A 25,829-nucleotide genomic window follows, 5' to 3' on the forward strand; every position below is an offset into this window, starting at 1 on the left:
CCTTCACACGAGCGGTATCGCCCAGAGCGGCCCGCTTGTCACGATGCGGTCGTGGCGGAATGGTAGACGCGCAAGCTTGAGGTGCTTGTGGGGGCAACCCCGTGGAAGTTCGAGTCTTCTCGACCGCACCAGACGAACTGGTAGCATCCCCTTCGGGGGATGCCAGTTCCACAAAAATCCCCTTTGCAAAAACTTAAAAAATCTTCGGTAACGAAGTGAACTTTCATTAATGATCCGAATTAATCTCTGGGTATCATTTGTGAAATTTTGTACGCACGCCATCACTTTGCCGAACTTGCCTGTATAACCCGGTTCCAGGCAGCCAGTCATCGTGTAGGCTGCATGGCAGTTCTGAGGTCATGAATTGTACGAATACCCTCAGGACACGCTGCGTACTCAAATAGATCTAAAGGTCGGATAACGTGATCAAGCCGCTCAGAAAAGCTGTACTGCCCGTCGCTGGTATGGGAACACGCTTTCTTCCTGCCACCAAGGCAATGCCGAAGGAGATGCTCCCGGTCGTTGATCGTCCGCTGATCCAATACGCCATCGATGAAGCGCGCAAGGCAGGGATCGATCAGTTCTGCCTGATCACAGGGCGCGGCAAGGACAGTCTGATCGATTATTTCGATGTGGCTTTCGAACTCGAGACGACGCTGCGCGAGCGCGGCAAGAACGACCTGCTGAAAACCCTGCAGCCGAGCTCGATCGAGGCCGGATCGCTCGCCGCCGTGCGTCAGCAGGAGCCAATGGGGCTTGGTCACGCCATCTGGTGTGCGCGCTCCTTTATCGGTGACGACCCGTTCGCGATCCTTCTGCCCGACGATATCGTTCAGGGCGAAAAGGGCTGCGTTGCTCAGCTGGTTGAGGTTTACAACCAGACCGGCGGAAACGTGGTTGCGGTCTCGGAAGTGCCCAAGGAGCATACCAACCGCTATGGTATCCTCGATGTTGGCAAGGACGATGGCAAGCTGGTCGAGGTCAAGGGCCTCGTCGAGAAGCCGAAGCCTGAAGATGCGCCGTCGAACCTGTCGATCATCGGTCGCTATGTTCTCCTTCCGGAAATCATGACGCATCTGTCCAAGCTCGAGCGTGGCGCCGGTGGTGAGGTCCAGCTGACCGACGCAATGGCCAAGATGATTGGCCATGCCCCGTTCCATGGCCTGCGCTATGAAGGCACGCGTTACGACTGTGGTGACAAGGCTGGCTACCTTGAGGCGCAGATTGCTTTCGCGCTTGAGCGTCCGGACCTGCGTGATGCCATGCGTGGCTTCATCAAGAAATACGCCGATGCCTGATGGTGACTCTGTTTCGACATGAGTTCCACCCCTCGATCCTGCGTGAGTATGACATACGCGGAATCGTTGGAAAAACGCTTGGTGAGGACGACGCCCGGGCTTTGGGCGTCGTTTTTGCGTCTGGCTTGTGTAAGGGGCGTTCGGCCACAATCTTGGTCGGCCATGATGGGCGGGTCACCTCTCCCACACTGGAGAAGGCGCTGGTCGAAGGATTGATCATGGGAGGTGCGACGGTACGTCGCATTGGCTGTTGCCCCACCCCTCAGCTCTATCACGCTTCATGCCGTCAAAAGGCGGACGGGGCGATCATGGTCACTGGCAGCCATAATCCGCTGGAGTATAATGGCTTCAAGATTGTCCAGCACAACCGCCCCGTTTTTGGACAGGGTCTTGTCGACCTCGCAAACTTGCTCCGGGCGGGCATCACTCCGAATGACGGTGCCGAGGGAGGACAGGACAGGCTGGAATCAGCGACAGCTTATATTGACGCCCTGCGTTCTGGCCTTCGCACCGGCGGGCGTCCTCTTAAGGTGGTGTGGGATAACAGCCATTCCTCAGCGGGTGATATTCTCGTGGCGCTCATTCGGGCTCTACCGGGGCAGCACATCGTTCTGAACGGCGAAATCGACGGGCGCTTCCCGGCTCATCATCCGGACCCGACCCTGCCGGAGGCCATGGTGCAGCTACAGACTGCCGTATGTCAGCATGGTGCTGATCTGGGCGTTGCCTTTGATGGCGATGCGGACCGGCTCGGCGTGGTGGATGAGCAGGGTAGGTTAATCGCTGCTGATCATTTGAGCTTGCTTCTGGCGCAATCCATCCTGCGTGACACGCCCGAAGCAACGGTTCTTGGCGACGTCAAAATGTCCCGCGTTTTTTTCGAAGGCATCAAAAGGGCAGCGGGTAAGGCCCTTATGTGTCCAAGTGGGCACTCCCACGTCAAGAATGCAATGCGTGAGACAGGCGCCGTCTTCGCTGGAGAAATGTCCGGACATTTCTTTTTCGCCGACCATTGGCCCGGTTTTGATGATGGGCTCTACGCCGCGACCCGGGTAATTGACTTTCTGTCGCAGCAGACGGCCCCTTTGTCAGCACGCGTTGCGTCGCTCCCCCATGCCGTCTCGACGCCCGAGATAAGGTTCGATTGTCCGGATGAGCAAAAATTCAACGTAATCGATGCCGTTATCGCCCAAGCCCGCGAAAGGGATATGCGCCTGACGCTCATTGATGGGGTCAGGGTGGATGAGGCCAGAGGCTGGTGGCTTCTGCGCGCCTCGAACACTCAGCCAGCCCTCGTTGCGCGCGCGGAAGGGGACGATGAGGCGGCATGTCGGGCCATGATGGAGACCCTGGCAGATCTGCTTCTGCACTCAGGTGTCGCGGCCCCCGAAGTGTTGAAACAGGATATCAGGAACAACTCTGATCACGAAGCAGGCGGAGGGAGGGCGTGACCCCGAACTACAGCTTCTACGAGCCGGGTCAGTTTGTAACTCATCCCCAATGTCCGGAGTGGGGCGTCGGGCAGATACAGAGTGTTGTCGGTCAGCGCGTGACGATCAATTTCGAGCATCAGGGAAAAGTTCTGGTGAACACGGCACTCATCGAGCTGGTTGTTATCGAATGAATGCCTCGTGGAATGATGGTTCCAGCATGATGGTGTTGCGCTGAAGATCGCAGCTTTCCTCCCTCGGGCACTCGATCTCGTATTGCCGCCGACATGTCTCTCATGCGGCGCTGAGACCATGACAAGCGGTCTCCTCTGCACAGCATGTTTCTGCTCACTGACACCAATCGGGCTCGCCTGCAGGCATTGCGCGCTTCCGGTACCATCGGCAGCCTATCTGGGATCAGATGGAAGCTGTGCCCAATGCGCCGTTGCTCCATACCCCTGGAGGGCAGCGCGCGCTGCTTATCTTTACGATGGCACGGCGCGCCGGCTGGTCCTTCAGTGTAAATATGGGGATCGACTGGATATCGCGCCTTTTATGGGCCGCGTTATGGCAGGCATGATGCGCGATGAAAGCGCTGAACGCCGGTTGCTCGTTCCTGTCCCCTTGCACCGACACCGCTTCTGGAAGAGGCGATTCAATCAGGCGGCCCTGCTGGCGGGTCATATCGTCCGCTCGTCCCCGCACTGGCGCCTTCTGCCCGATGCGCTCGTGCGTCATCGCTCCACAGCCACATTGGCTCGGTTAGCCCCAGAGGCGCGGATTAATGCGCTGGATGCGGCCTTTCATGTGCGCGAGCGAGCAAAGCGATCGATAGAGGGTCAGCATGTTGTTCTGGTTGATGACATCTTGACCACCGGCGCAACCGCCTCCATCTGCGCAAAACAACTGCTCGGCGCCGGAGCGCGGTGTGTCGACCTTCTGGTGGCCACGCGTACCGTCAAACTTGCCGGCGATCATGATCACCAGGGCGGCACTCAGGAGTGAATATGTCCAACATAGAAATCTATACCCAGCCTGGCTGCCCTTACTGCGTGCGCGCCGTGCAGATCCTGCAATCGAAGAACGTGCCGTTTCGTGAGATCAATGCCCCGCACGGCACACAGGCGCGCGAGGATGCAATCAGGCGCTCGGGCGGTGGACGGACCGTGCCTCAGATCTTTGTTGGGGAGCAGTGTCTGGGCGGCTGCACCGACCTCATGCAGCTTGATGCTTCTGGCAAGCTGGACGCGTTGCTCGCGCAGGCATGATCTGCTTTCGTTTGCATTGTAAGGCGGGGCATGAATTCGAGGGCTGGTTCCCCGACGGTGCAGAGTTCGAGCGCCAGAAATCGCATAACCTTGTCTCCTGTCCGCAATGTGGCGTGAGTACCGTTGAGAAAAGCCTGATGGCCCCGGCTATCGCGCGTCAGACCAAGAGCAAAGGTCAACCGGCGACGTCAGCTCCCTCAATTCACCTCACGCAGCACGACCAGTTGAGAATGGTGCTCCATTCGCTGAGGCGTGAGGTCGAGGCGCAATGTGACGATGTGGGTGACCGGTTTGCCGAAGAGGCGCTGAGGCGTCATGATGAACGCCACAATGAGGACAGCCAGACCGGTCGTGGCATTTACGGCACGATGAGCGACTCTGACAGGGAAAGGCTTGAAGATGAAGGCGTGGATTTCTCCCCGATACCCTGGCTCGACCGCACAGAATCCTGAGCATGCCGGGGTGCGGCGTGCCGCAGGGGTCAGGCGAGGGGGTTTTTCCTTCAGGCATATTGCTGCCATTGTCGCGATGGCTGCGATCCTGCTCACGACAAGCCTTCCCGGACAGGCCCAGACGCGAGGTAATCCGCCTGCGCCTGAGGAGGGATTATGGCTCGCACAGGATCACGATGGCGTGTTCCTGATCGGCCATTGTGGCGATACGCTCTGCGGCAGGCTGATTGGCATGCAGTATGATGGCCCTGTTCCCAAGGATGTGTGGGGACGTTCACAATGTGGGCTGGTCATGCTGACCGATTTCCGATTAATCAGTGATGAGAACGTGTGGCGGGGGCATATCCTCGACCCGGAGACAGGGCGTACCTACGACGCCCGCATCCATGCCGAATCACCGGAGGTGCTGAAGCTGCGCGGTTTCATTCTGGGTATCCCCCTTTTCGGCAAGACGCAGACATGGACCCGTTATCGCGGCAAGATCGGTCCTGAATGCAAACTGCCTTGAGCCGAATGGTCGCTTGAGGAGCTTGAGAGCATAACATGAAAACGACGATTTCCCGCCGCAGCTTTGCGTTGGGTACCCTTGGCCTGCTGGGTTGCGGCACGGCCATGGCGCAGGGTGCTGCTGATCAGGCCCCGGCTGCGCCGCCACCCCCGCCCAAGGCGGTTTCCAAGACCATCTGTTTTGTCGGGGGGTACACCAAGCATGCGCCTCCGGGTGGTGCCGGTAATGGTGAGGGTATTGCCGTTTTCGAAATGGACCGTCAGAGCGGCGTCCTGACGCCTGTCACGACTTTCACCGATATCGCCAGCCCGTCTTTCATCACGCTGTCGCATGACAAGCGCTTTCTGTATGCGCTGAGTGAGATCGATGATTTCAATAAGGATGGCGACGGCTCGGTGACCGCTTTCGCGGTGGATCGCAAGACCGGCTCGCTCAAGAAGCTTAACGCCGTCAGCTCCGGCGGGGCTGTGCCTGCGCATCTGAGTGTGCATCACTCAGGACGTTATGTCCTCGTAGCCAACTACATGGGGGGCTCTGTGGCTGTGCTGCCCATCCGGCCAGACGGGTCGCTCGGTCCAGCGACGGATGTCGTGCACAATACCGGACCGCGCCAGCCCGAGCGTGCAGCAGACAACCCCCAGGGAAATTTCGCGGTATCCGATCACTCGGGGTCGCATCCGCACATGATCCAAAGCGATCCAAGCGGCAAGTTCGTGATTGCGGATGATGCTGGCCTTGATCGCGTCTATGTCTGGACGCTCAATTTGCAGACCGGAAAGCTCGTTCCGGCCAAGACGCCTTATTACGACATGACGCCAGGCAGCGCGCCGCGTCATTTCCAGTTCAATCGCTCTGGCAAGCTCATGTACAATCTGTGTGAGCAGGACTCGAAAATTGTCGTCAGCGCTTTTGACCCGCAGACAGGGGCAATCAACAATCTGCAATCGGTCAGCACTGTCACATCGCATTTCCGTGGCAGCACACTTGCAGCTGAAATCCTGATTTCGGCTGATGACCGCTTTGTCTATGCCTCGAACCGTCTGGGTGATTCCCTCGCCGTGTTCAAGGTGGGTGATGATGGCACCCTGACCTTGCAGGATGAAGCCTGGATGCATGCCGACTACGGTCGCGCGATGATGTTCGACCCATCAGGCAGCTTCCTGTTCTGTGCCAACCAGCGCAGTGATGCCGTGACGTCATTCAGGATCGACAAGGCGAGCGGCCAGCTCGGCTTTACCGAAAACTTTACCCCGGTCGGAAGCCCAACCACTTTCGCTTTCATGGATACGGAAGTCTGATTCAACTGGCGGGTGCAAACTCTCTCTCTCTCTCTCTGCCCTCGTAACCGAAAAAGGTGGGGGCGGAGATGAGGGGGCGCTCGCGGGCGGAGCGACTTTGGCGGACGCAGGGCTGATAAAGCCTCGTTCAGGCGCTTGAAAGTCACGGCACTGATGAATTCCGTGCCTTTCTGGCCCCCCGTCCTTCCGGATCAGGACCGGGCCACGACACGCCTGTTCAACAGGGCGAAAAACCTGACAGCCTATAGTCTGTCAGGCCGTTGCTCTCAGTCTCGTACAAACATCGTGATGTAGTTGATGCTCGTGTCACGCGTGATGCGCCAATGCATCGGCCGGTAGCTCATGCCGGCAACATCGATCATACGCAGGCCAACGGCCCGCCCCATTCTGTGCAGTTCCTCGGGCTTGATGAATTTCTGCCAGTCATGTGTGCCGACAGGCAGCAGGCGGGCAATGTATTCGGCACCGATCTTCGCGACAGCCAGCGAGAGCAGGGTGCGGTTGAGTGTCGATACCGCAACAAGGCCACCCGGCTTGGTCAGCGAATGGAGCAGCGCGAGGAATTCCTGTGGGTCATTGACGTGCTCGATCACCTCCAATGCCGAGATGGCATCGAAGCTCTGCCCTTCGCGGACGAGCGTTTCAGCACTGCCGTTGCGATAGACCAGCGGGCCAGTATTGTCCGGCAAGGGATGATCTGCCAGATGGGCCTGCGCCGCACGTATGCCCTCGGGCGAAGCGTCGAGACCCAGTACGTCATGGCCCATACGGGCATAGGCCTCGCTGGCAAGCCCGGCCCCGCAGCCGATATCGAGAAGGGAGAGCCTGCCGCCACGCGATCCTTGCAGGCGTTTGAGATGCGCATTGACCCATTCGGTGCGCATGGGGTTCATGTCGTGCAGGGGCTTCATGGGGCCCTTCGGGTCCCACCAGGTCGCGGCAAGCTGGTCGAAATGGGCGATCTCGCGATCTGAGACGGAAGAGGCTGCGTGATCCGGCATGTTGTTTCCAGGCATACAGAAATGGGTCCGTTGTTCCAGAGTATCTGGACGGCGCGATCTGGACTTAGTATGTGACCCGCCTTTCCTTGCGCAACATCGCAGGCTGGAAAATCCGTTCCCGGCACGCTGTGATTGAACGCTTTCTGCTACGTACGGAGCCAGGTGCACAATTATGACGTCTTCAGACCAGTGCCCAACCCGGATCGTCATGAAGTTCGGCGGAACCTCAGTGGCCGATCTCGAACGTATTCGCGCGGTGGCCGAACGTGTGCGTAAGGAACGGGAAAAAGGCCATCAGGTTGCCGTCGTGGTTTCGGCCATGGCTGGCGTGACCAATCAGATGGTCGGGTATGTCAGTGCGCTCGATCCTATGGCCGACGCACGCGAATATGATGCTGTCGTGGCCAGTGGCGAGCAGGTCACAAGTGGCCTGACAGCCATCGCGCTACAGGCGCTCGGTGTGCCAGCACGGTCGTGGCAGGGCTGGCAGATTCCCTTCCGCACTGATGATGCACACGGCAAGGCGCGTATTGGCGATGTTGAAGGCGCTGCGCTGATTGCCTGCATGGAGCAGGGTGAAGTGCCGGTCATTGCCGGGTTCCAGGGCGTCGCGCCGGGCGAGCGGATCAGCACGCTGGGTCGTGGTGGCTCTGACACCTCGGCGGTGGCTGTGGCGGCTGCCATCAAGGCTAATCGCTGTGATATCTATACCGATGTCGATGGTATCTACACCACCGACCCGCGTATCGTGAAAAAGGCCAAAAAGCTGGATCGCATCACCTTTGAGGAGATGCTTGAGCTCGCTTCGGTCGGGGCCAAGGTACTCCAGACCCGCTCAGTCGGTCTGGCCATGAAAGAAAAAGTGCGCGTGCGCGTGTTGTCGAGTTTTGAACCCGAGACGGAGCTCTCGGGATCGCTGGTGGTGGATGAGGACGAGATGATGGAAAAGGAACTGGTCACGGGGATCGCCTATTCTCTGGACGAGGCAAAGATCTCGGTGAGCCGAATCCCGGACCGTCCGGGTATCGCCGCGGCCATTTTCAGCCCGTTGACCGAGGCGCGGGTGAATGTTGACATGATCGTGCAGAGCGTTGGCTCTGACGGCTCGACCAATATGACCTTCACCGTGCCCAAGGGCGATCAGGCGCGTGCGCTCGCCGCACTTGAGGCTGCACGGGCCGACATCCAGTATGGCGAGATCCATACGGCCAATGACGTGGTCAAGATCAGCGTTGTGGGCATTGGCATGCGCTCACATTCGGGTATGGCCAGCACCATGTTCCAGACCCTCGCTGATCGCGGGATCAACGTGCAGGTCATCTCCACCAGCGAAATCAAGATCTCTGTGCTGATCGACGCAGAGTATATGGAACTCGCCATGCGCGCCCTGCACACGGCTTATGGTCTGGACGGGGAATGAGCATGACCGACAACAGCATCGATCCCGCCCGTCAGAGAGCCCGCGCCACACTTGACCGTTTATGGGCCCCGGGTTGCCAGTTCCTCGGCACGCCAACCGCCATTCTGGGCGGTGCAATGTCCTGGGTGAGTGAGCGCAATCTCGTTTCGGCCATCTCCAATGCTGGCGGGTTTGGCGTGATTGCCTGCGGGGCCATGACGCCTGACCGTCTGGCCGAGGAAATTGCGGCCACGCAGGCTCTGACAGACAAGCCGTTTGGCGTGAACCTCATCACGATGCACCCCGAGCTCGACAAGCTGGTCGATGTTTGCATCGCAGCGAAGGTCGGGCATGTCGTGCTGGCTGGTGGCGTGCCGAGCGGGGCCACCATCAAGCAGGTGCGTGATGGTGGTGCACGGGCAATCGGTTTTGCGCCGGCTCTGGCGTTGGGCAAGCGTCTGGTCAAGCAGGGGATCGAGGCGCTGGTCATTGAGGGTTCAGAGGCGGGCGGTCATGTCGGGCCGGTGTCCCTGAATGTTTTGGCTCAGGAAATCCTGCCCCATATCCATGACGTGCCGGTTTTCGTGGCAGGTGGCCTGGCGCGCGGGGATGCCGTTCTGGGTTATCTTGAGCAGGGTGCATCCGGTGCGCAGCTGGGTACGCTTTTTGCTGCCAGCAGCGAGAGCATCGCGCATGAGGCCTTCAAGAAGGCCTTTGTGCGAGCGGCGGCACGTGATGCCGTAACATCGAACCAGATTGACGAACGCTTCCCGGTCATTCCGGTGCGCGGGCTGAATAATGCTGGCACGCGCCGTTTCATGGCTCATCAGGCAGCAACGCTGGGACGGTTCACCTCGGGCGAACTGACCAAGGAAGAAGCCCAGCTCGAAATCGAGCATTTCTGGGCTGGCGCACTGCGCCGCGCCGTGATCGAGGGGGATGTGGAAGAAGGCTCGGTGATGGCTGGTCAGTCCGTTGGCATGGTCAAGGCCATTCGCCCGGTTGCCGAGATCCTGCATGATCTGGTTGAGCAGGCGGTTGACGCGCTGGTTGCAAGAGACGCCCGTACAGGGCATCCTGCTCTCTCAGAGTTTGCAGTCGGGTAATCATGCCAGATAAGACCACAGACCGTATTCCCGGATGGCAGGGCAGCGCGGGCGAGGGGGCACGCGGGGTCGGGGTCGATCTGCGCGCCCGACGTGAGGAGCTTGGATGGGCTCTGCCTGACGTGGCCGGGTGGTTGCGTATCCGCGAGAGTTATCTGCAGGCCCTCGAAGAAGGGAACATGTCGGTATTTCCGGGCAGCGCCTACGCCCTGGGCTTCCTGAGGACCTACGCCCAAGCCGTGGGCATGGACCCCGATCAGGCCGTTGCGCGGTTTCGCCACGACACCCGCGGTGCCTTTGACCGCAAGACCGAACTGAGTTTCCCTGAGCCCGTTTCCGAGCGCGGGGTACCTGTGGGTATCTGGGTGGGTGCAGGGCTGGCCGTTCTGGTTGGCACCTATATCGGCTATTATCATTTCTTTGGCTCGGAGCCCGCGCCGACGCATCAGATGCCACCTGTGGCAGAGATCATGCCCGGTGTGACGCAGCATGGTACGACGTCGCCGCAGATTGCAGCGGTCATGCCCGAGCAGGGGCTTGCGCCATCACCTCAGAGTGCGTCATCCCGGATGACAGGCGCCGTGCCAACAGTACCCTCAGCCGCCATGTCCCAACCGCCCGGCGGTAATGGCGTGACGCAGGAGGTAAACAGCCAGCCCCCAGTCTCCAGCGCGCCTGTGACTGGGCAAATGCCGTCTGCCCCGGGCACCGGCCCTCAGGGCGCAACGCCCGGCACGCAGCCCGCTTCGGCTGGTTCTGTTCCCATGCCGGGCCAGATCAGTCCTGGGTCGAACGCAAACGCCCAGACGATGCCTGATCAGGGCACGACAGGGCAGGGCAGCCTGTCGCAGAACGCTGCATCGACCGCAGTCCCTTTGCCGGGCGGTGCAACGGCGTCGAGTTCCGGTGTGGCTGCCAACATGATCGGACTTCATGCCGCAGCCGACGCCTGGGTGTCGATACGTGACAGGAATGGCGCGACCGTGTTCAGCCGAGTTCTCAAATCCGGTGAAACCTGGCAGGGTCCCGCTGATGCCGGGCCTTATCACATGACACTCGGTAATGCGGGAGGCCTTACGCTTTCCACTGGTGATGTTACAACATCCGCTCTTGGGCGTGTCGGGGCGGTGCGGCGTAATCTTGTCGTGACGGCCGACGCGATCCGTAATGGGCAGCTCGGGCAGGATAGCAGTGGCATCGCCGCGAGCACTGCGCCTGTGGCCCCAGCAACGCACATTGATGGCAACGATGCCGGCAGTGCACCGACAGACTTGAAAAACACTGTCGCGACCCCAAAGGTTACGGCACCGGTGCATCGCGCGAGCCCGCCCGCCAGCACGTCGCATGAATCGGAAACTGACCGCCTCAACGCACGACAACTGGAACAGACGGCGCAGCCGCGTTAAAGCACCACCATTAATGCCTGTCGGGCGTGGGGTTTGCCTCTTTCCTGACGCGCATTGCTGCAGAAGACTATGGACGACTAACGAGGCCTGACGCCGCAAAAGGCGGATGGCGCTCACAGGAGACGGGCAGAAGCCGATGCCTCAGGGCGTCTTGTTCTGGCCAACATGACACAGACACGGGGCTGCGCTCTGGAACAGGGTTCCGGCGAAGCCCCCGGTTGACGCCGCCCACTGGGGTCAATCAACCGATACGGAGACGAGATTATGAGCGGATATCGCCCTTACCAGTATATCGAACGTCGCAAGTCCCGTCAGATTCATGTTGGCAAGGTCGCTGTCGGCGGTGATGCGCCGATATCGGTCCAGACAATGACCAACACGCTCACATCGGACGCCAAGGCGACGATCGAGCAGATCCGTCTGTCGGAAATTGCAGGCGTGGACATTGTTCGTGTGTCGTGCCCCGATGAGGAGAGCACCGCAGCCCTGGCCGAGATCGTGCGTGAGGTGAACGTGCCGATCGTGGCGGATATTCACTTCCATTATAAGCGTGCGATTGAAGCAGCCAAGGCGGGCGCGGCCTGTCTGCGCATCAATCCGGGTAATATCGGTAGCGCCGAGCGTGTACGTGAAGTTGTGAATGCGGCACGCGACTATGGCTGTTCCATCCGTATTGGCGTCAATGCCGGGTCGCTTGAGAAGCACCTTCTCGAGAAATACGGTGAGCCCAACCCCGACGCACTGGTTGAGAGTGCGCTTGAGCACGCCAAGATCCTTCAGGATCATGACTTTCATGAGTTCAAGATCAGCGTGAAGGCGTCTGATGTGTTCATGGCGGTTGCAGCCTATCAGCAGCTTGCCGAAGTCTGCGATCACCCGCTGCATATCGGCATTACGGAAGCCGGGTCGAAGCGCGCAGGTACCGTGAAATCCTCTATCGGTCTGGGCAATCTGCTCTGGGCGGGCGTGGGCGACACGATGCGCGTCTCGCTTTCTGCGCCTCCGGAAGAGGAAGTGCTTGTTGGCTGGGATATTCTCAAGTCGCTCGGCCTGCGCCATCGTGGTGTGAAGATCATTTCCTGCCCGTCCTGTGCGCGTCAGGGTTTCAACGTGGTCGAGACGGTGCAGACCCTCGAAGACCGCTTGCAGCACATCAAGACGCCTCTGACGCTCTCCATCATCGGCTGTGTCGTGAACGGCCCCGGTGAGGCGCTGATGACCGATCTGGGCGTGACCGGTGGTGGCGCTGGCCGTCACATGGTCTATTCGGCGGGCAAGCAGGATCATCGCCTGAACGAGGGTCAGGACATGATCGAGCATATCGTAGACCTCGTGGAAGAACGCGTGGCCAAGATCGAAGCTGAAAAGGCCGCGCAGGAAGAGGCCGAAAAGGCCGAGGCCGCGCTGGCGGGCGCCTGAGATCATGAGCCAGTTGCAGCCGGTTCGCGGCACGCATGACCTGATTGGTGATACCGCGCGCCGCCACGCCCATGTGGTGGATACGGCGCGTGAGATCACGCGTCGCTATGGCTACGAAGAGTGGTCGACGCCGATTTTCGAGGATACGCGCGTGTTTTCCCGCACGCTGGGCGATACCTCGGATGTCGTCACCAAGGAAATGTACACCTTCGAGGATCGCGGCGGCGACAGCCTGACCCTGCGCCCCGAGGGTACAGCGGCAATCTGCCGTGCCTTCGTGACCAATGGTCTGACGCAGGCCCTGCCGCAGCGCGTCTTTTATAACGGGCCAATGTTTCGCTATGAGCGCCCGCAGAAGGGGCGCTTCCGCCAGTTCCATCAGATAGGGGCCGAGCTTCTCGGCGCCACTGATCCGCTGATGGACGCCGAAACCATCGCTATGGCGCACGCCATACTCAAAGCGTTGGGTCTGGGCGATGCCGTTACGCTCGAAATCAATACGCTGGGTGATCTCGATAGCCGACAGGCCTGGCGAGAGGCCCTTGTGGCCTATTTCAAGGCTCATGAAAGCGCGCTTTCGGATGAGAGCCGCGCCCGCCTTGAAGCCAATCCGCTGCGTATTCTCGACAGCAAATCGCCGCAGGATCGGGCGCTTCTTGAAAACGCCCCGAAATTCGGTGCCTATCTGAACGAGGCATCGCGGGTTTTCTGGGATGATCTGCGTCGCAAGCTCGATCTGTTTGGCGTCGGGTTTGTCGAGAATCCGCATATTGTGCGCGGGCTCGATTATTACAGCCATACGGCCTTCGAGTTCGTCACCGATCGTCTGGGCGCGCAAGGCACTGTTCTGGCTGGCGGGCGCTATGAGGGGCTGGTCGCGCAGATGGGCGGTCCTGCCACGCCTGCTATCGGCTGGGCAGGCGGAATCGAACGTCTGGCGCTGCTTATCGATGCCGCCCCTGTACAGCCGCGTCCTGTCGCGGTGCTCCCCACCAGTGAGGCAACGCTTGCTGCCGCCATCACAGCCGCACAAACCCTCCGCAATGCCGGTTTCGCTGCCGAGATCGAGACCCGTTCCTCGCTGAAAAAGCGCATGGAGCGTGTGGTGAAGTCTGGCGCGGCTCATATGGTATTGGTTGGCGAGGACGAGCTGGCACGTGGTGCCGTGACCGTGCGCGATCTGGGCAAGCGTGAACAGACCGAGATTGCGCTCGACGCCCTAGCGGATCATTTCCTGAAAGCACAGTAATCGTGGCACTGGATGACAGGCTGGAGCGTATCGTCGCCCGGTCGGATGAACTGCAAGCCCTCATGTCGAGCGGTGAGGTACAGGGTGAGGAATTCGTGCGGGCCTCGCGCGAGTTTGCCGAACTCGAGCCCGTCGTGTCATCCATCCTTGCCTATCGTCGTGCGGAAAGCGCCCACAAGGACGCTCAGGCCATGCTGGACGATCCCGAGATGCGTGAACTTGCGCAAGGCGAGATCATGGAGATCGAGGGCCAGCTGGAGGGACTGCACCAGCAGGTACGGCTTGCGCTTCTGCCGCGTGACGAGGCTGATGAGCGCAGTGCCATTCTTGAAATACGCCCGGCGGCGGGTGGAGACGAGGCAGCGCTTTTCGCGGCCGAGCTTTTCGGAGCCTATAAACGGTTTTCGGATCTGCATGGCTGGCGCTTCGAGGTCATGGAATATGACGAAAGCGACCTGTCGGGCCTGCGTGAAGGCGTCGCTACCGTTTCGGGGCGATCGGTATTTGCCCGCCTGAAATACGAGTCCGGCGTCCATCGTGTGCAGCGTGTTCCGGCTACAGAGAGTCAGGGCCGTATCCATACCTCCACCGTCACTGTGGCGATCATGCCCGAGGCGGAAGAGGTGGATGTGGCCATTGATGAAGGTGATCTGCGTATCGATGTCTATCGCGCTTCAGGTGCGGGTGGGCAGCACGTCAACAAGACCGAGAGTGCGGTGCGTATCACCCACATGCCCAGCGGCATTGTGGTGGCAATGCAGGAAGAGAAGAGCCAGCATAAGAACAAGGCCAAAGCCATGAAGATCCTTCGGGCGCGCCTTTATGAAATGCAGCGCGCCCAGGCGCATGCCAGCCGTGCGGCCGATCGCAAATCCCAGGTTGGCACCGGTGATCGCTCGGAGCGTATCCGGACCTATAATTTCCCCCAGGGCCGGGTGACGGATCATCGTATCAACCTCACCCTGCACAAGATAGACCGGGTTATGCTGGGCGAGTTTGACGAGATTGTTGATGCCTTAACGCAGGAAGAGCAGACAGCTCTTCTGGCGGCGGAAGGGCTCAACTGAAGTAAAAGAGAGACGTTGCTCGCAGCTTCAGCTTACAGGTGAAGCGCAGATATCGGCGTGACCGGGGTGATGTCTGGCAATCTCGGGATCATTCGGTTCGCGCAGAAAAAAATCGGTGAAGTTTTCATCGCCCAGGGCGAGCAGGTGATGCCCCTCTGGGTGATGAAGCGTTCCCTGACTGCTGACCTGATGGGTTTCCGATCGTCCTTCGGCATTGATGACCGTGATCTGGCCGCAAAGGGCATAGTCATGATTGACGCGGCCCAGAGGGATTTCGATTGTTTTTGTCAAGCTGGGCGTCTTGTCATCTAGGCGGAAGGTCGCGGCAAGCGACCCATCGATATATAGGCGTGAAACTTCAGACACCTCTATGGGCGCGCGGTCATCGGTAACAGTGAAGCTCTCGGCCAGTGCGACGGTTGGGCTTAGCATGACGAAGACGGTCAGCAGGGGCATGATCTTTTTCATCCCCGTATCATAAGCCGTTTCAGGAGTAGGCAGTGAGCGGTAATCCATCCCCTCTCAAACAAGTTCTCGACGAGACCGCCAGGCGGCTGAACAGCGCCGGGATCGAGGCAGCACGGATGGAGGCGCGTCGGTTGGTATGCTGGGCGCTTGCCTGTGACGCCTCCGCACTCCTGACACGAGACCTCATACCAACCTCCGCAATGGCTAGGCTGGAATCGGGCGTCATGCGCCGTAGCGCACGGGTGCCGATGGCGCTGATCGAGGGAGAGACCGGATTCTGGAACCTGACACTGGAGGTATCGCCCCATACGCTCATCCCGCGCGGTGATAGCGAGACGTTGATCGAGGCCTTGCTCGATTTGAGACCCGACCGGAACAGGCCGCAGCACTTGCTGGACCTGGGCACAGGTACAGGATGTTTGCTTCTGGCGGCACTGAGTGAATACACGGCCTCTTTTGGCATCGGGGTGGATCTGTCACCGGACGCTGCCGCCTTGGCACAGCGCAACGCCAGCAGGAACGGGTTGGTGCAACGTAGCGCCTTTCTGGCTGGCAGCTGGACCGATGCACTGACGGGCCGTTTCGATATCATCCTTAGCAACCCGCCTTATATTCCAGCGGCCGATATTGCCGGATTGATGCCGGAGGTGCGCGATCATGAGCCTGTGCGCGCTTTGGTGGGCGGCGATGACGGGCTGGAGGCCTATCGGGCGATCATGCTTCAGATGTCGCGCCATCTCGCACCGGATGGGATGCTCGTTCTGGAAATCGGGCAAGGACAAGAGGACGATGTCACGGCGCTTGGGGCAGAGCAGGGACTATTGCTGCGTGAGGCAAGGCGAGACCTCGGCGGGATCATTCGTGCTCTTTGCTTCGAGCATGTCTGATTACTCTCGCGGGCTTGCAGGAAAAACCATTGGCAGTGTGCTCCAAACTTGCTAGCTTGCGCTGATCGGTCTGTTAAGCTCACCGGTGTATTCATCGGCAGAACATACCGTTTTCCGCGATTTCGCAATGATCCTTGTGATCAGGCTGTGCGGAGTAGGGGCCTGATCCTGTAATCCGGCCTGCAAGAGACAAACCAAGGGTCATTCATTCCCTGCAATCGCGCCGTATCCGAGCTCTGCCGGGTCGGGATTGCGAATACGAAAGTGCTACGCAGACCCATGAATATGAAACGTATGAGAAGCCGTCACCACCGTCCGAGCGGTGGCGGGTCGCGTCATTCAAATGGCCAGACGCCCCTGAACCGTAACCACGTGTTCGACAGCAATGGCCCCGATATGCGTGTGCGCGGTACGGCCCAGCAGCTTTTTGAGAAGTATCTGCAGCTTGGTCGCGACGCGACAGGCACTGGTGATCGTATTCTCGCCGAAGCCTATTTTCAGCACGCCGAGCACTATTTCCGTATTCTCAATGCGATGACCCAAGCCGCGCAGCAGAGTCAGATGGAACGCCAGGAGCGTCACCAGCAGCGTGTCCGCGCCCAGCAGGACCATGACGACCGTCGTCAGGGTGATGATTCGGGCGCTGAAGGCGAGACTGAAGAAGCGGTCGAGGAAACGGCCGAGTAATCCTGGCTCGATCCGTCTAGAACAGGCCCCTGAACCTTTCGGGCAGGGGCCATAAATGATCGCCCGACAGACTCAAATCTACAGGGTAGGGGTCATGGGCCCGTTCCAGCGCCTCGCGGTTGATCCGCTCCCGCCATGCACGCAGGGCAGTATCACTGCTTTCGAGTGTTGCCGCTTCTTCCGGCAAGCCCGCCATGGAGGCCAGCATGGCCTTCCAGGCGTCATCTTCCATACGTTGATGGCTCCCCGCATCATCGCTGCACCAGGGTTGGGCACGGGTGCGACGCAGTCGGTCCAGCCCGACATCCAGATCAGTATAGCGCAGATGAAACAGCATCAAAGCCGGATCGGGGCTGGGGAGGCTTTCTTCTATGCTGTGAAAGCCTGGGGACCATGTCACGGGGGATCTGATCAGGCACGGTTTGCACATCGCTGCTGAGAAGCGTAGCAGATGGCGTTGCTCCGAAAGGGGGCGTGTGAAGTCGGCCGCGGGCTCACTGTCGGCCTTGTGCAGGACATCGAACCCCGTCGCAGTCAGACACGGGGCCTGACGGGCTTCTGACAAGGCCACGAGAGAGCCAAAACAGGCAGGATCTGCCACGATCATCTCGTCGACATCGCAATACAGAACCGCATCATACCATTCGAGCAGTCCGGCGCAGATAGCGCTGATTGCGCGCGCACGTCTGGCATCATCCTGCGCAGAACGCGGGATTTGCAGGCGATTGGCACCGATCGATGTTGTAGAGCCGTCATCCGACCCATGATCGATCACGTAGCAGCACTGAGGGCCGATCATAGTGCCATAATGGCGCAGCCAGACCGGCAGAAAAACCGGTTCGTTATAAACCATCGTAACCGCTGCGAGTGGCGCTTTCATAAGCGTCATTTAGGCAGGAAGCGGATGGATGTCCATGTGGGGAATTACCGGTCGGATGGTAGCGGCGGACGGATTTGAACCGCCGACCAAGGGATTATGATTCCCCTGCTCTACCGCTGAGCTACGCCGCCATCGCGACCGGTGGGCGTGGAATTAAAAGGGTTGGGCGGATGTGTCAACACTCTGCCGGGAGGTTTTTGCGCCGATCGTGTTTTTACCCGATGGGCAGTCTGTGGCATGGTATGCCAACGGGTTGCCCCACGGTGCCGGGGCGGCTGGCTCGGCGCTCCTCATCCCTCTCAAGGATCTGGATATCCACTTTGAAGCAGCAGTTTCTAAGCTCTCTTTTCGCCCTGCGCGCTTACTTCGACTGGCTGCCTGCGCAGCTTGTCTCCATTCTCATGCTGGTCGTGCTGGCTACCGTGGCGTTTTATGCCAGCAAGCTCGTCTCGGTCATTATCCTGCGTATCTTTGGCCACCGTGAAGAGGCGGTGCTCCGCAAGATCATCCTGGCCATGCGTCGCCCGGTGCGTGTGATGGTTGTGCTGGCGGTTCTGCTCTCGGCTCTGCCTGCGGCCTCGGGATTTACTTGGGAGACGACACAGCTTCTGCAGAAGCTGCTTCTCTTTATCGGCATCCTGATGGTGGGTTATGCGGCCATTGTTGCCTTCCGCATCATGACCGAGGCTTATCTTCAGAAAATCACGGCGCGGGATCATGTCGATGACATCATGATCCGCACCCACCAGACGCAGATCAGGGTCTTGCGGCGCCTGACAGAAATCCTGGTGGGTATCGTAACAGTCGCGACAGCGCTGATGACTTTCGATTCGGTCCGTCAGTATGGCGTCTCGCTGTTTGCCTCGGCCGGTGCAGCGTCGCTGATCGTCGGTCTATCAGCACGTGGCCTTCTGACGAATCTTCTTGCCGGTGTGCAGATTGCCATCACTCAGCCCATTCGAATGGAAGATCTGATTATCATCAATGGCGACTGGGCATGGGTGGAGGAAATTACCTCGACCTATGTTGTGCTGCGCGTTTGGGATTGGCGGCGACATATCGTGCCCATCTCTTATTTTCTCGAGAACCGGTTCGAGAACTGGACCCACAACTCTGCCGCCATCATTGGCGTGGTTTTTCTGTACGTGGATTACGAAGCGCCTATCGAGACGATCCGGGGCTTTCTGGCGGAGATCATCAAGACCTGTCCGCTTTGGGATGGGAAGGTGTTCGATTGTCAGGTCGCGGATTGCGATGCGCAGACATTGAAGATCCGTATTATCGCCAGCGCGCGCAATGCGCTGCAAAGCTGGGATCTGCGCTGTGATATCCGCGAAAAGATCATTCTGCGCATGAGAGCAGAGTGCCCGGAAGCTCTGCCCCGCTCGCGCTTTGCGATGGTGCCGCCGCGTCCGGGTGAGGAGGCCTGGCCCAGCGCCGATGCCATATCGCCACCCATCGACCGCCCACCATCAGGCTCATATATGGGGCCTGGCAGCGTCACGCCCCGGGGAGGCGCAGACCTGTCATGAAAAGGCCCCGCAGCCAGGCTTTAACGCTCTGCCAGTAATACTCGAAAATCGTCATCGAACTCACTCCTCGATGCTGCACACATACGTCGAACACGGCAGGGTTGTTGCAAATGTTTCACGTAACTGTCATGTTTTTGTGAGGGAAACGTTACCGTCCCGCAAAAAGTGACGTCGAGACCGGATTTCGCCCGGTCCACAAGGCAAGGACACCAGCAGATTGACTACCTATATCGTCGCCTATGAGCGTTTGCCGGGTCAGGACTACGCAGAGCTTGAACAGAAGCTGGCGAGCTTCAGCGAGGGATTTCACGAAATCGATAATTTCTGGCTTATCGGGTCAAACCTGATCATCGCCGATCTGCGCGATGTGCTGTCAAAGCTGTTGCCTGAGGGGGCCAAATTGATGGTCATGAAATACGTGCCCCACAACAGCATGGAGATGGGTGCCGCCGCATGGCACGGCTTCTCTCTCACGCAGGAAGGCTGGTTGGCTCAGAACCTGTGAGGATACCTCCCGGCCCAAAAAACAGGGCCGGGGGAACTGGAGTGCCGCGGAGTTACTGGCGGGTGGTAGCGTCCAGATAGCGGGCGTAGAGCGCGCCAATGGCCGCAGAGGCAAGTCGTGCCGTTGCATCATCGGCGCGGCTTGTCAGCAGAACGGGCACCTTGGCCCCCATGACAATTCCCGAGGTTGCGGATTTGCCAAGGAAAGCAAGGCTTTTGACGAGGATGTTTCCCGATTCCAGATCGGGGGCTACCAGAATCTGGGCGCGGCCTGCCACATCGGAGACGACCCCTTTGATCCTTGCCGATTCGCTGCTGACCGCGACATCCATGGCTAGCGGGCCATCGAGTATGCCTCCGGTGATTTCCTTGCGGTCCGCCATCTTGCACAGGCTTGCGGCGTCCAGCGTGCCCTGAATCTTGGTGTTGATGGTTTCGACGGCCGAGAGCAGCGCAACGCGCGGTGTGCCGAGGCCAAGCGCATGGTGCAGATCGATGGCGTTCTGAACGATGTCACGCTTGGTCGCCAGATCTGGCGCAATGTTGATGGCCGCGTCTGAGACAAGCAGTAGTTCGGGATAATCAGGCACGTTGATGCAGAAGACGTGGCTCATGCGGCGCTTTGTACGAAGGCCGCTTTCCTGCTTGATGACGCCCACCATGAACGTGTCGGTATGAAGGCTGCCTTTGGTGAGACCTTGCGCTTCTCCCGCATGAACAAGGGCGATGGCGTGCTTGACTGCGGTGGCCTCATCATCAGCCTGTTCGATGCGCATCCCGGCGATATCAAGTCCAGCCTCCCTGGCCGTCTTTTCAATCTTTGTCCGATCGCCCACCAGAAGCGGGATGATGATTCCGTGGCGGGCGGCTTCGACGGCCCCCCCCAGCGCGTGGCTGCTGCAGGGCCAGACGATGGCATAAGGCACGGGGCCAAGTGCTGACGCCTTGGCTACGAGCGCGCGCATCAGAGCGTGCTGCGTCGGGAAAACACTCTCAAGTGTTGTGTCGGGAGTCCTGGTTTCACTGTAAGGGGCGTAGCTGGACATGGGCCGTTCAAACTCCGTAGCCAATCAGATCCGCCTTAGCAGCGTCCATGACACAATTGATTTGCGTCATCGCGCTGCGGCGGTGTGGCCTCGTCTGATCGACAGGATTGCGAGCAAACCGCAGGAAATGGGTCCGCCGCCTTAAATTCCCCGTCGTCTTGCGAGGTAAGACAACGGTCTAGCGCATGTCATACGGTCTGGCTTGAGACATAGCGTTAGCGTTTGGGCAATCGCGATCAGGTTTTCTTGAGTTATTGAACGATCCGGCGCTTTACGCGGAGCAGGGTGCGCTGCCTGATTTGAAAACTCTGCTTGTTTGCCCCAATGCGCTTGAGCCAGCACCTGCGCCTAGACGCTTGAGTGGACACTCTGGGCCAGACGCTTCAACTGCGTCTGGTTTGGCCAATAGGGCTGCCTGCGCTGAGATTGCTGCGATATGAATTCAAGGCAAGGCGCACGAACATCATCAGTATGCCCGCCGCAAACAGCACTTCGCCAAACAGGTCCAGACTATCGGTCAATGACGAAAAGTTGGGCATCCCCAATGACGCGAGCAAGGACGATGCAGCCCATGTGATGAGTGCGGCCAAAACAACGAGTGAACTTTTCAGCATGGGACCTGCCTATGAGATGTTATTGTTTTTAACAAAGGACGTCTCCACTATTTAACGAATTTTGACGATGGATCTGCAAGCCTTTTTATCACGGCAAAGATTAAATCTTTACGTCATATGGCTGAAATCCGGGACCTCGGACGCTTTCTGCGCCGGAATTTTCTGTCATCCATCCAAGTTTCGTGACGAGCTGCGCGAACGTCTTCAACGAATTGGTCTTTGCGAATTTGAAATGTTAACCCAAGATTGACGACCGCAGGCGTTCAGGCACCGCCAGCGATCGAGCAGCCAATACAGAGTGCGTCGATTACGCGTCTTTACTGCCGTGACGCGGTCGGAGCGATGATCACATGATGGTGAGTAGAACGGATTGATGCGGAACCCGTTCAGTCTCTGGCTCGCAAAACATGATTAATGTTGGGTCATGATGGCGCCATACTGCCGTCACGTTCAGCGCACCAGCGACCTGTTGCTCGCTTGCAGCGGGGCGCTTTCTATTGTCGATGGGCTTGATCGGGTGGCACGAAGGAGGGCGCTGATTTCGTTGTGGGACGAAAGAACCAAGCCCCCTCACTCCGGGCGGCTTTAAGACAGACCTGACATTGGAGACCTGACCGAGCGTAGCTATGCGCAATGTTTCGACACGAGAATCAGAAGGCAGAGGTATCCGAAGATTCTCTTGATGTTGAGGGATATCGGTGTGTAGCCCGTGAACGCTGATATCCCGTCTCTGGGGGATGCCCGGTTCAATTGTGCTTGTCGCGCTTGATCGTCGTGGGTCTGTCCAGGCGCTCTACCCAATACACCTTTCTTTCGTGCCTCGGGGAATAAGCGTCCCCCTCTAAGCCGCGGCGCGAGCTGAGGCCGCGGTCAGTTCGCCTGTGAAGATGGTCGTGCGGCGTGTCAGACACAGGCAGACGTGCCGAATTATATGCTTATGATCAGGACGCAGCATGGGCAGGATGATGCGAGTGCAGCCTGCGCGCTGCATCGAGAGCTCTGGACCATCAGGACACTGATCGCTCAAGTGTGCGAGCCAAAATTATAAATTTTAGGGAATTATCGACGGACCGGATGGTGGGCGCAACAGGGATTGAACCTGTGACCCCTACCATGTCAAGGTAGTGCTCTACCGCTGAGCTATGCGCCCATCCGGTCCGTGAGCGGCGTTTTAGCGGGCGTTGACGGGGCTGGCAAGATGGGTTTTTTAAAAAAAATCACCGTAGCGGAAAAAAAATGATCCAGAGCGCGTCGTGGGAGCCAGAGCTCTGTCTTTCCAACAGTTTTTTGCTTCATGATGTGGCCGAACCCGTGGCGCCACTCATTCTGGCGTCGCCCCATTCCGGTCGTGCTTATCCTCAGAGCTTTCTCGGGCAGTCCCGCCTGGATCTTATCTCCCTGCGCCGCAGTGAAGATGCGTATGTCGATCTGCTGTTCGAGGCCGCTCCCTCATGGGGGATACCGCTGCTCTGTGCCCAGTTCCCCCGGGCCTATTGCGATGTAAATCGCTACGCCTGGGAGCTCGATCCCGGCATGTTTCGCGAGCGTCTGCCCGAGGGAAGCCTGACGAACACAGCCAAGGTGCGTAGTGGGCTTGGTATGATGGCGCGTATCGCGGGACCGGGGCGAGGGATCTATCGTCATCAGTTACCGGTATCCGAGGCGACGCAGCGAATCGCGTCCTGCTGGTTGCCTTACCACGAGGCGCTTGAGGGCATGATCGAACGCTGCAGGAGCCGGTTCGGGACCTGCTTCCTGCTGGACCTTCACTCGATGCCGACCATTCCCCACCTCCGCCTGCCAGACATTATTCTGGGCGACCTGCATGGCACGAGTTGTGCGCCTGAAATTGTCGAGGGGGTCGCGCATCGGCTGGGTTCGCAGGGGTTCTCGGTTGGCCTGAACCGGCCTTATGCCGGAGGGTACATTACAGAGCGCTATGGCACGCCTGATCGGCAGGTCCACGTAATCCAGGTCGAAATCAGCCGTCGGCTCTATCTTGATGAGCCCACCATACGTCCATCGCCGGACTTTGCGTCGCTCAGAGCCCGGTTGGAAGATGCACTCTCGGGGATCATTGAGCTTGCCGGCGCGTTCAGGGCGTATCGCAAACCATGTGATAATCGTTGTATCGGATGATCAACTCCGGCTGATCCGGCCCCAGGGGGCTCGATTGATGCTATCAAGCTGTGTTTGAAGAGCGTTCGCACTCCTTGCTGGCCTCGCGGGCTTGCCTGGATGCGCCCAATACGTCCTCACAAGACTGGAAGAGCTGCCTCATGTCCCAGACCTGCCAAGAGCGCCCCGATATCGTCCTGATCGGTGCCGGTGTCATGAGCGCGAGTTTCGCAGCCCTCATCCGGTCGCTTGACCCAAGCCTGACGATCAGTGTTTTCGAGGCGCTCGATTCATGCGCCAAGGAGAGTTCCGAAGCATGGAATAATGCCGGAACGGGCCATGCTGCCTATTGCGAGCTGAACTACACCACGCGTCGCCCCGATGGCAGCATTGACATGGCTAAGGCGCTGGACGTGAACACGGAGTTCGATTTGTCCCGCCAGCTTTGGGCGCATCTGGTTGAGAAAGGCTGGATCACCGATCCGTCGTCGTTCATCCGGCGTTGTCCGCACATGAGCTTCGTGCGCGGCGAGGAGAATGTTGCCTTCCTGCGCGCGCGGTACGAGACCATGGTGCGCCATCATTGCTTCGACACCATGGCCTATAGCGAGGATGCAGCTCAGATAGCGGAGTGGGCGCCGCTCATGATGGCGCGACGTCGTCCCGGCGAAACGCTGGCAGCCACACGTGTGGAACAGGGTACCGATGTCGATTTCGGCACACTGACACGCACCCTTTTCAATAATCTTCGCAACGAGCCCGGCATCGATGTTCATTACCGCCACAAGGTGACTGCGCTTGACCGCGAGGGGCGCGGGACAGGCGGCAACCCGCGCTGGCGTGTCAGTGTGCAGAATACCGAGACGGGTGAGACGCGCACAGTCTCGGCCGGATTCGTCTTTGTCGGGGCAGGGGGGGCTGCGCTCGAACTGCTCAAGGGTGCCGATCTGCCCGAGGCGCATGGTTATGCGGGCTTCCCGGTAAGTGGCCTTTTCCTGCACGCTGATAATCTTGACCTGTGCCAGCGTCACACGGCCAAGGTTTATGGCAAGGCCGCCGTGGGCTCTCCCCCCATGTCTGTGCCGCATCTGGATACGCGCATCATTGGCGGGCGGCCCTATCTGCTGTTTGGCCCCTATGCCGGGTTCACGACCAAATTCCTCAAATCCGGCCGCTGGACGGATCTGCCGCGCTCGATCACGACTGACAATGCGCGCGCCATGTTCGACGTGATGGTCGATAACCGCGACCTTGTGCGGTATCTCATCGGGCAGGTTCTGCAAAAACCCTCTTCGCGCTTCGCAGCACTGCAGGATTTCTACCCGTCAGCCCGACAGCATGACTGGCGCGTCGCCGTGGCTGGGCAGCGTGTACAGATCATCAAGCGCGAGAACGGGCGTGGGACACTGAAATTTGGCACGGAAGTGTTGAGCACGCAGGACCACAGCCTAGCCGCGGTGCTTGGAGCCTCTCCCGGCGCTTCCATTGCAGCTTCTGTAGCCCTGAAGGTGGTCCAGCAGAATTTCGCTTCCCGCCTGCCGGAATGGCGCACGCGCCTGGAGGCCATCATACCGAGCTACGGTCTTGATTTGCGCAAGGATGAATCCGCCTGCCGCCGGATACGCGAACAGACGGGACGCGTACTGGGGATCTGAAACAGAAACGTGCCCCGGGCGTGCCTTTGCACAAGGCACGCCTCTGCCCCCAGTCAGTCGAACTCAGGTTGTGGCGACGTAGCATCCAGCCAAGATTGCAGCGTGTAGGCTGCGGCCATTTTATCCACCACTTCCGCCCGGCGTTTGCGTGTCATGTCGGCTTCCTGGATAAGGAAACGATTGACCGCGCTGGAGGAAAGCCGCTCATCCCAGCAGCAGCCCGGCAAATCGAGCCGGGTGGAGAGCTCCGTCATCCAGTCCTGTGCGGAGCGGGCCGCTGGGCCGAATGATCCATCGAGCGAGAGCGGCAACCCGCATATCAGCCCCCCGATGCCTTCCTTGCGCACAATGCGACCGATCTCTTCGGCGGTCTCGCCAAATTTGCGGCGCTTCAGGCTCAGATAGGGCGAGGCGAGCATGAGCGTCACATCGCTCAGGGCCAGCCCAATTGTCTTTTGGCCGGGATCGAGCCCCAGCAACCGGGAGCCGGGGGGGAGGGCATCGCGCAGGGCGTATGGATTGAACAGACTCATGGGA

General features: G+C 59.2%; 25 protein-coding genes, 3 tRNA genes and 1 pseudogene. 22 read left to right on the forward strand and 7 right to left on the reverse strand.

The window, feature by feature from the left end; genetic code table 11:
• Positions 1 to 45 precede the first annotated feature (45 nt).
• From Asbog_RS05675 to Asbog_RS05710, 10 genes and pseudogenes are all read left to right on the forward strand, one after another.
• A tRNA-Leu gene (locus tag Asbog_RS05675) sits at positions 46 to 131 on the forward strand.
• Positions 132 to 422: 291 nt separating this feature from the next.
• Positions 423 to 1,298 carry a UTP--glucose-1-phosphate uridylyltransferase GalU gene (galU, locus tag Asbog_RS05680; RefSeq protein ID WP_023977448.1) on the forward strand — a complete coding sequence of 292 codons (876 nt, stop codon included), beginning with the start codon at positions 423 to 425 and terminating at the stop codon, positions 1,296 to 1,298.
• Entirely contained in the window at positions 1,298 to 2,749 is a 1,452-nt protein-coding gene (locus tag Asbog_RS05685) for a phosphomannomutase/phosphoglucomutase (RefSeq protein ID WP_062164392.1), read from the forward strand. The genes galU and Asbog_RS05685 overlap by 1 nt, the downstream gene beginning before the upstream one ends.
• Positions 2,746 to 2,922 carry a DUF3553 domain-containing protein gene (locus Asbog_RS14190; RefSeq protein ID WP_083510729.1) on the forward strand — a complete coding sequence of 59 codons (177 nt, stop codon included), beginning with the start codon at positions 2,746 to 2,748 and terminating at the stop codon, positions 2,920 to 2,922. The genes Asbog_RS05685 and Asbog_RS14190 overlap by 4 nt, the downstream gene beginning before the upstream one ends.
• Before the next feature lie 46 nt (positions 2,923 to 2,968).
• Positions 2,969 to 3,157 (forward strand): annotated as a pseudogene (locus Asbog_RS14775) (double zinc ribbon domain-containing protein); the annotation flags it as partial.
• A 147-nt stretch (positions 3,158 to 3,304) separates the two neighbouring features.
• On the forward strand, positions 3,305 to 3,733 hold the full coding sequence (locus Asbog_RS05690; RefSeq protein ID WP_146926589.1) for a ComF family protein: 429 nt from the start codon (positions 3,305 to 3,307) through the stop codon (positions 3,731 to 3,733).
• Positions 3,734 to 3,735: 2 nt separating this feature from the next.
• Positions 3,736 to 3,996, forward strand: a complete 261-nt coding sequence (grxC, locus tag Asbog_RS05695) for a glutaredoxin 3 (RefSeq protein ID WP_062164394.1) — start codon at positions 3,736 to 3,738, stop codon at positions 3,994 to 3,996.
• 11 nt (positions 3,997 to 4,007) lie between these two features.
• Entirely contained in the window at positions 4,008 to 4,448 is a 441-nt protein-coding gene (locus Asbog_RS05700) for a DUF1178 family protein (protein WP_231944663.1), read from the forward strand.
• The gene (locus Asbog_RS05705) at positions 4,396 to 4,956 is read left to right on the forward strand and encodes a DUF2147 domain-containing protein (RefSeq protein ID WP_231944664.1); all 561 of its coding nucleotides are present in this window, start codon (positions 4,396 to 4,398) and stop codon (positions 4,954 to 4,956) included. Before Asbog_RS05700 ends, Asbog_RS05705 begins: the two co-directional genes overlap by 53 nt.
• 35 nt (positions 4,957 to 4,991) lie before the next feature.
• Positions 4,992 to 6,254, forward strand: a complete 1,263-nt coding sequence (locus tag Asbog_RS05710) for a lactonase family protein (protein ID WP_062164396.1) — start codon at positions 4,992 to 4,994, stop codon at positions 6,252 to 6,254.
• Between the two features lie 266 nt (positions 6,255 to 6,520).
• Here the strand turns inward: Asbog_RS05710 and ubiG are convergent, their stop codons facing one another.
• Positions 6,521 to 7,270, reverse strand: a complete 750-nt coding sequence (gene ubiG / locus Asbog_RS05715; protein WP_062164397.1) for a bifunctional 2-polyprenyl-6-hydroxyphenol methylase/3-demethylubiquinol 3-O-methyltransferase UbiG — start codon at positions 7,268 to 7,270, stop codon at positions 6,521 to 6,523.
• Positions 7,271 to 7,427: 157 nt separating this feature from the next.
• On the opposite strand from ubiG, the gene Asbog_RS05720 reads away from it, so the two are divergent.
• From Asbog_RS05720 to prfA, 6 genes are all read left to right on the forward strand, one after another.
• The gene (locus Asbog_RS05720) at positions 7,428 to 8,675 is read left to right on the forward strand and encodes an aspartate kinase (RefSeq protein WP_083510730.1); all 1,248 of its coding nucleotides are present in this window, start codon (positions 7,428 to 7,430) and stop codon (positions 8,673 to 8,675) included.
• 2 nt (positions 8,676 to 8,677) lie between these two features.
• On the forward strand, positions 8,678 to 9,760 hold the full coding sequence (locus Asbog_RS05725; RefSeq protein ID WP_371861678.1) for an NAD(P)H-dependent flavin oxidoreductase: 1,083 nt from the start codon (positions 8,678 to 8,680) through the stop codon (positions 9,758 to 9,760).
• A 2-nt stretch (positions 9,761 to 9,762) separates the two neighbouring features.
• Positions 9,763 to 11,166 carry a helix-turn-helix domain-containing protein gene (locus Asbog_RS05730; protein ID WP_062164400.1) on the forward strand — a complete coding sequence of 468 codons (1,404 nt, stop codon included), beginning with the start codon at positions 9,763 to 9,765 and terminating at the stop codon, positions 11,164 to 11,166.
• 264 nt (positions 11,167 to 11,430) lie between these two features.
• Positions 11,431 to 12,585: a flavodoxin-dependent (E)-4-hydroxy-3-methylbut-2-enyl-diphosphate synthase gene (ispG, locus tag Asbog_RS05735; RefSeq protein WP_023977436.1), complete on the forward strand. Its 1,155-nt coding sequence runs from the start codon at positions 11,431 to 11,433 to the stop codon at positions 12,583 to 12,585.
• A 4-nt stretch (positions 12,586 to 12,589) separates the two neighbouring features.
• The gene (gene hisS / locus Asbog_RS05740; RefSeq protein WP_062164401.1) at positions 12,590 to 13,834 is read left to right on the forward strand and encodes a histidine--tRNA ligase; all 1,245 of its coding nucleotides are present in this window, start codon (positions 12,590 to 12,592) and stop codon (positions 13,832 to 13,834) included.
• 2 nt (positions 13,835 to 13,836) lie between these two features.
• Entirely contained in the window at positions 13,837 to 14,901 is a 1,065-nt protein-coding gene (gene prfA, locus Asbog_RS05745; protein ID WP_062164402.1) for a peptide chain release factor 1, read from the forward strand.
• 27 nt (positions 14,902 to 14,928) lie between these two features.
• Here the strand turns inward: prfA and Asbog_RS05750 are convergent, their stop codons facing one another.
• Positions 14,929 to 15,369, reverse strand: a complete 441-nt coding sequence (locus tag Asbog_RS05750) for a hypothetical protein (protein ID WP_062164403.1) — start codon at positions 15,367 to 15,369, stop codon at positions 14,929 to 14,931.
• 32 nt (positions 15,370 to 15,401) lie between these two features.
• Here Asbog_RS05750 and prmC point away from each other — a divergent pair, with 32 nt between their 5' ends.
• Together prmC and Asbog_RS05760 are read left to right on the forward strand one after the other, a co-directional pair.
• On the forward strand, positions 15,402 to 16,256 hold the full coding sequence (gene prmC / locus Asbog_RS05755; protein WP_062164404.1) for a peptide chain release factor N(5)-glutamine methyltransferase: 855 nt from the start codon (positions 15,402 to 15,404) through the stop codon (positions 16,254 to 16,256).
• Between the two features lie 285 nt (positions 16,257 to 16,541).
• Complete coding sequence (locus Asbog_RS05760; RefSeq protein WP_231944665.1) at positions 16,542 to 16,943, forward strand: DUF4167 domain-containing protein; 402 nt, start codon at positions 16,542 to 16,544, stop codon at positions 16,941 to 16,943.
• A 16-nt stretch (positions 16,944 to 16,959) separates the two neighbouring features.
• Here Asbog_RS05760 and Asbog_RS05765 read toward each other — a convergent pair whose 3' ends face one another.
• Positions 16,960 to 17,823, reverse strand: a complete 864-nt coding sequence (locus tag Asbog_RS05765; protein ID WP_231944666.1) for a glycosyltransferase family 2 protein — start codon at positions 17,821 to 17,823, stop codon at positions 16,960 to 16,962.
• A 56-nt stretch (positions 17,824 to 17,879) separates the two neighbouring features.
• A tRNA-Met gene (locus tag Asbog_RS05770) sits at positions 17,880 to 17,954 on the reverse strand.
• Between the two features lie 189 nt (positions 17,955 to 18,143).
• Here Asbog_RS05770 and Asbog_RS05775 point away from each other — a divergent pair.
• Positions 18,144 to 19,355 (forward strand): mechanosensitive ion channel family protein, encoded by a 1,212-nt coding sequence (locus tag Asbog_RS05775; RefSeq protein ID WP_062164407.1) that lies wholly within the window; start codon positions 18,144 to 18,146, stop codon positions 19,353 to 19,355.
• Positions 19,356 to 19,572: 217 nt separating this feature from the next.
• Positions 19,573 to 19,860 carry a hypothetical protein gene (locus tag Asbog_RS05780; protein ID WP_062164408.1) on the forward strand — a complete coding sequence of 96 codons (288 nt, stop codon included), beginning with the start codon at positions 19,573 to 19,575 and terminating at the stop codon, positions 19,858 to 19,860.
• 52 nt (positions 19,861 to 19,912) lie between these two features.
• On the opposite strand, the gene Asbog_RS05785 is transcribed toward Asbog_RS05780, so the two are convergent.
• The gene (locus Asbog_RS05785) at positions 19,913 to 20,905 is read right to left on the reverse strand and encodes a bifunctional enoyl-CoA hydratase/phosphate acetyltransferase (RefSeq protein WP_083510731.1); all 993 of its coding nucleotides are present in this window, start codon (positions 20,903 to 20,905) and stop codon (positions 19,913 to 19,915) included.
• A gap of 1,689 nt (positions 20,906 to 22,594) precedes the next feature.
• Positions 22,595 to 22,669: transfer RNA gene (locus Asbog_RS05790), tRNA-Val, on the reverse strand.
• Between the two features lie 86 nt (positions 22,670 to 22,755).
• On the opposite strand from Asbog_RS05790, the gene Asbog_RS05795 reads away from it, so the two are divergent.
• Both Asbog_RS05795 and mqo read left to right on the forward strand, forming a co-directional pair.
• Positions 22,756 to 23,658: an N-formylglutamate amidohydrolase gene (locus tag Asbog_RS05795; protein ID WP_083510732.1), complete on the forward strand. Its 903-nt coding sequence runs from the start codon at positions 22,756 to 22,758 to the stop codon at positions 23,656 to 23,658.
• Positions 23,659 to 23,798: 140 nt separating this feature from the next.
• Positions 23,799 to 25,292: a malate dehydrogenase (quinone) gene (gene mqo, locus Asbog_RS05800; RefSeq protein WP_062164409.1), complete on the forward strand. Its 1,494-nt coding sequence runs from the start codon at positions 23,799 to 23,801 to the stop codon at positions 25,290 to 25,292.
• 53 nt (positions 25,293 to 25,345) lie between these two features.
• On the opposite strand, the gene ruvX is transcribed toward mqo, so the two are convergent.
• Positions 25,346 to 25,825 carry a Holliday junction resolvase RuvX gene (gene ruvX / locus Asbog_RS05805; protein WP_023977423.1) on the reverse strand — a complete coding sequence of 160 codons (480 nt, stop codon included), beginning with the start codon at positions 25,823 to 25,825 and terminating at the stop codon, positions 25,346 to 25,348.
• Positions 25,826 to 25,829: the final 4 nt, after the last annotated feature.

The organism is Asaia bogorensis NBRC 16594 (assembly GCF_001547995.1).
Classification (GTDB): domain Bacteria; phylum Pseudomonadota; class Alphaproteobacteria; order Acetobacterales; family Acetobacteraceae; genus Asaia; species Asaia bogorensis.

What these genes read in the sequence shown, in the direction of transcription:
- Asbog_RS05685 (WP_062164392.1), top strand. Translation starts at nt 1,298, where the DNA reads ATGGTGACTCTGTTTCGACATGAGTTCCACCCCTCGATCCTGCGTGAG.
- Asbog_RS05750 (WP_062164403.1), bottom strand. Translation starts at nt 15,369, where the DNA reads ATGAAAAAGATCATGCCCCTGCTGACCGTCTTCGTCATGCTAAGCCCA.
- mqo (WP_062164409.1), top strand. Translation starts at nt 23,799, where the DNA reads ATGTCCCAGACCTGCCAAGAGCGCCCCGATATCGTCCTGATCGGTGCC.
- ruvX (WP_023977423.1), bottom strand. Translation starts at nt 25,825, where the DNA reads ATGAGTCTGTTCAATCCATACGCCCTGCGCGATGCCCTCCCCCCCGGC.
- ispG (WP_023977436.1), top strand. Translation starts at nt 11,431, where the DNA reads ATGAGCGGATATCGCCCTTACCAGTATATCGAACGTCGCAAGTCCCGT.
- Asbog_RS05705 (WP_231944664.1), top strand. Translation starts at nt 4,396, where the DNA reads ATGAAGGCGTGGATTTCTCCCCGATACCCTGGCTCGACCGCACAGAAT.
- Asbog_RS05725 (WP_371861678.1), top strand. Translation starts at nt 8,678, where the DNA reads ATGACCGACAACAGCATCGATCCCGCCCGTCAGAGAGCCCGCGCCACA.
- Asbog_RS05690 (WP_146926589.1), top strand. Translation starts at nt 3,305, where the DNA reads ATGATGCGCGATGAAAGCGCTGAACGCCGGTTGCTCGTTCCTGTCCCC.
- hisS (WP_062164401.1), top strand. Translation starts at nt 12,590, where the DNA reads ATGAGCCAGTTGCAGCCGGTTCGCGGCACGCATGACCTGATTGGTGAT.
- ubiG (WP_062164397.1), bottom strand. Translation starts at nt 7,270, where the DNA reads ATGCCTGGAAACAACATGCCGGATCACGCAGCCTCTTCCGTCTCAGAT.
- Asbog_RS05785 (WP_083510731.1), bottom strand. Translation starts at nt 20,905, where the DNA reads ATGTCCAGCTACGCCCCTTACAGTGAAACCAGGACTCCCGACACAACA.
- Asbog_RS05710 (WP_062164396.1), top strand. Translation starts at nt 4,992, where the DNA reads ATGAAAACGACGATTTCCCGCCGCAGCTTTGCGTTGGGTACCCTTGGC.
- Asbog_RS05730 (WP_062164400.1), top strand. Translation starts at nt 9,763, where the DNA reads ATGCCAGATAAGACCACAGACCGTATTCCCGGATGGCAGGGCAGCGCG.
- Asbog_RS05795 (WP_083510732.1), top strand. Translation starts at nt 22,756, where the DNA reads ATGATCCAGAGCGCGTCGTGGGAGCCAGAGCTCTGTCTTTCCAACAGT.
- Asbog_RS05765 (WP_231944666.1), bottom strand. Translation starts at nt 17,823, where the DNA reads ATGAAAGCGCCACTCGCAGCGGTTACGATGGTTTATAACGAACCGGTT.
- Asbog_RS05760 (WP_231944665.1), top strand. Translation starts at nt 16,542, where the DNA reads ATGAAACGTATGAGAAGCCGTCACCACCGTCCGAGCGGTGGCGGGTCG.
- grxC (WP_062164394.1), top strand. Translation starts at nt 3,736, where the DNA reads ATGTCCAACATAGAAATCTATACCCAGCCTGGCTGCCCTTACTGCGTG.
- Asbog_RS05720 (WP_083510730.1), top strand. Translation starts at nt 7,428, where the DNA reads ATGACGTCTTCAGACCAGTGCCCAACCCGGATCGTCATGAAGTTCGGC.